2 protein-coding genes are annotated in these 3,842 nt (G+C 75.1%); one reads left to right on the forward strand and one right to left on the reverse strand.

What is annotated here, in order from left to right:
* Nucleotides 1–2,569, forward strand: a 2,569-nt coding sequence (locus tag L0P92_RS42870) for an SCO1167/SCO6262 family helicase (protein ID WP_234768552.1), incomplete at its 5' end; no start/stop codon positions are given.
* An 871-nt stretch (nt 2,570–3,440) separates the two neighbouring features.
* Here the strand turns inward: L0P92_RS42870 and L0P92_RS42875 are convergent.
* Nucleotides 3,441–3,842, reverse strand: a 402-nt coding sequence (locus L0P92_RS42875) for a hypothetical protein (RefSeq protein ID WP_372497430.1), incomplete at its 5' end; no start/stop codon positions are given.

Genomic DNA, 3,842 nt, shown 5'->3' on the forward strand with positions numbered 1-3,842 from the left:
CAGCGCGGCCGCCCACCCCGCCACCGCCTGCTGGGGCGCGGCCGCGCTGCACGCGCTGCGGCTCACCGCGCGCGGCCGGCTGCTGCCCGGCCTGACCTCCACCGGTCACGACGCCTGGCGGGCCGGCCCGCTCGACCCCGACGACATCGCCCACCTGCGGGCGGTCGCCGCCGCCCTGCCCCACGAAGGGCATGCGGTCCCCCTGCCCGGCCCCGGCCCGCTGCGGCTGCCCGAACCCGAGGCACTGCTGCGGTCCTTCCTGGACGCCGTCGCCGACACCCTTCCCCGCACCCCCGCCGCGCCGCACGCCTCGGGAAAGCCCTTCGCCGCGCGCGAGGCCCAGCGGCTGCCCGACGCCCACGACTGGGCGGCCGAGGTCGCCGCCGGCATGGACGCGGGCGTACGGATCTCACTCCGCCTGGACCTGTCGGCCTACGACCTCTTCGACGACACCGGTGCCGGCGCGCGCAGCGCGGGCGCGGCGATCGTCCAGGTGCACAGCCTCGCCGACCCCACCCTGGTGGCCGACGCCGCCGCCCTGTGGTCGGGCGAGGCCGACGCGGCCTTCGGACCACGCGCGCGGGTGGACGCGGCCCTCGCGGTGCGCCGCGCCGCCCGGGTGTGGGCGCCGCTCGACCGGCTCTCCGAGCAGGACGTGCCCGACGTACTGGCCCTGTCCGACGAGGAGTTGGGCGACCTGCTGGGCGTGGCCACGACCCGGCTCGCGGCCGCCGGAGTGGCGGTGCACTGGCCACGCGACCTCGCTCAGGACCTCAGCGCGGCCGCGATCGTACGGCCCGCGCCGGGCTCGGCGACCGACGGCACCGGCTTCTTCGAGAGCGAGGAACTGCTGCAGTTCCGCTGGCAGTTGGCGATCGGCGGCGATCCGCTCACCGAGTCCGAGATGGACGCGCTCGCCGAGGCGCACCGCCCGGTCGTCCGGCTTCGGGACAGCTGGGTGCTGGTCGACCCCGCCCTGGTCCGCAAGGCCCGCAAGCGCGAACTGGGCCTGCTCGACCCGGTCGACGCGCTGTCCGTCGCCCTCACCGGCACCGCGGAGGTCGACGGTGAGACCGTCGAGGCGGTGCCCGTGGGCGCGCTGGCCGCGTTGCGCGACCGACTGACGGTGGGCGTACGCCCCGCCGATCCGCCACCGGGACTGCACGCCACACTGCGGGACTACCAACTCCGGGGCCTGGCCTGGCTCGACCTCATGACGTCCCTGGGGCTCGGCGGCTGCCTCGCCGACGACATGGGCCTCGGCAAGACGATCACCGTCATCGCCCTGCACCTCAAGCGCGCCAGGACGGCCCCCACCCTGGTGGTCTGCCCGGCGTCCCTCCTCGGCAACTGGCAGCGGGAGATCACCCGTTTCGCCCCGGGCGTCCCCGTCCGCCGCTTCCACGGCCCCGACCGCACTCTTCAGGACATGGCCGACGGTTTCGTCCTGACGACATACGGCACCATGCGCTCGGCGGCCCCGACGCTGGCCCAGCACACCTGGGGCATGGTCGTCGCCGACGAGGCACAGCACGTGAAGAACCCGTACTCGGCCACGGCGAAAGCGCTGCGCACCATCCCGACACCCGCGCGCGTGGCGCTGACCGGCACGCCGGTCGAGAACAACCTCTCCGAGCTCTGGGCCCTGCTCGACTGGACGACACCGGGACTGCTCGGCCCGCTCAAGTCCTTCCGCGCCCGGCACGCACGCGCGGTGGAGAACGGCGAGGACGAGGAGGCGGTGGACCGGCTGGCCCGCCTGGTCCGGCCCTTCCTCCTGCGCCGCAAGAAGTCCGACCCCGGCATCGTCCCCGAGCTGCCGCCCAAGACGGAGACGGACCACCCGGTCCCGCTCTCCCGTGAACAGGCCGCGCTGTACGAGGCGGTGGTGCGTGAGTCGATGTACGCCATCGAGACGGCCGAGGGCATGGCGCGCCGCGGCCTGGTCCTGAAGCTCCTCACCTCCCTGAAGCAGATCTGCGACCACCCCGCGCTGTACCTGAAGGAGGAGACCGCTGCGCCGACCGAACGACTGGCCGCCCGCTCCGGCAAGCTGACGCTGCTCGACGAACTGCTGGACACCCTGCTCGCGGAGGACGGCTCGGCGTTGGTCTTCACGCAGTACGTGGGGATGGCCCGACTGATCACGGCCCACCTCGCGGGGCGGGCGGTCCCGGTGGACCTGCTCCACGGCGGCACGCCGGTCCCGGAACGCGAACGCATGGTGGACCGCTTCCAGAGCGGCGCGACGCCGGTCCTGGTCCTGTCCCTGAAGGCGGCCGGCACCGGCCTGAACCTGACCCGCGCGGGCCATGTCGTCCACTTCGACCGCTGGTGGAACCCGGCCGTCGAGGAACAGGCCACCGACCGCGCCTACCGCATCGGCCAGACCCAGCCCGTCCAGGTCCACCGCCTCATCACCGAGGGCACGGTCGAGGACCGCATCGCGGAAATGCTGGAATCCAAGCGTGCCCTGGCCGACGCCATCCTGGGCTCCGGGGAATCGGCCCTCACGGAACTGACCAACCGTGAGCTGTCCGACCTCGTGTCGCTGCGGGGCGAGTCATGACCGGCGGACCACGCGATCAGGAAGGGCCCGAGCAGCGGCCGGCCGACCTGGCACGCCGGGCGCTGCGGGCCGCCCGGGAACAGCGGGAGCGGGCGCCGGAGCGGGACGCGCGGCAGGGGGGCTCTGCCGACGAGGTGCCGGCGACGGACGAGCATGCCCGTCCCGGGATCCGCCCCGGAGGCCGGCCGGGCGACGCGGCCCGTGCGGCGTTGCGGCGCGCCGTCAGCGCCAGGCGGGGCGGAGGTGAGGGCGCGGAGGGCGAGGCCGGTGAGTCGGCCGGGGTTCCGGCTGGGTCGGGCGGTACTCCCGCCGCGGCCGCCTCGGGTCCCGGCCGGAATCGATCCGACGCCTCCGCCGCACACGAGTCTGCGTTGGATGTCCCTGCCGCCGGCGTGGGTGCGTCGGAGGTTCCCGCTGCTGGGCCGGATGGGGCGGGCGTTCGTGCCGTCGGCCTGGGTGGGGCGGGCGTCCCTGCTGGTGGCTTGGATGGGTCGGACGTGCCCGCCGCTGGCCTGGATGCGTCGGGCGTCCCTGCCGTCGGCGTGGATGGGCCCGGCGTCCCCGCCGCCGGTCTGGGTGCGCCGGATGTTCCCGCTGCTGGCTCCGATGCGTCGGGCGTCGTCGCTGTCAGCGCGGATGCGTCGAGCGTGCCCGCTGCTGGCGTGGATGGGTCGGACGTGTCCGCCGCCGGTCTGGGTGCGCCGGATGTTCCCGCTGCTGGCCCCGATGCGTCGGGCGTCCCCGCCGTCGGCGCGGATACGTCGAGCGTGCCCGCTGCTGGCCCGGATGGGTCGGACGTGCCCGCCACCGGCCCGGATACCTCAGACGTCCCCGCCGCAGACCAGCACACGTCGGACGTCACCGCCGGCGATCAGGAAAGGTCGGTCGACGTCCAAGGCGAGGCGCGCCCCGCGGCACCGACCTCCACGCGTCCCGCGGACGCCGCCCGGGAAGCTCTGCGTGCCGCGTTGGGGGAGAGGCGGCGGGCCGAGGCGGAGGAGGCGGGCCGGGGAGGCGAGGGCACTCGACGGGTGCGGCGGACGGCACGGACCGGTTCCGCGGGCGGCGGCTCCGAAAGCCCGCGCGCCCGGGACGTACGGAGGTTGCTCGCCGGGGCGTTCCGGATGCCCACCTCGGACTCGCCCCGCGGGGACGACCCGGCCACGCCCTCCACGCCCAGCAGCCCGACCGGATCCACCGGATCCACCGGATCCACCGGATCCACCGGATCCACCGGATCCACCGGATCCACCGGATCCACCGGATCCACCGG

This window comes from Streptomyces muensis (genome assembly GCF_021474425.1).
In the GTDB taxonomy this organism is placed as follows: Bacteria; Actinomycetota; Actinomycetes; order Streptomycetales; family Streptomycetaceae; genus Streptomyces; species Streptomyces muensis.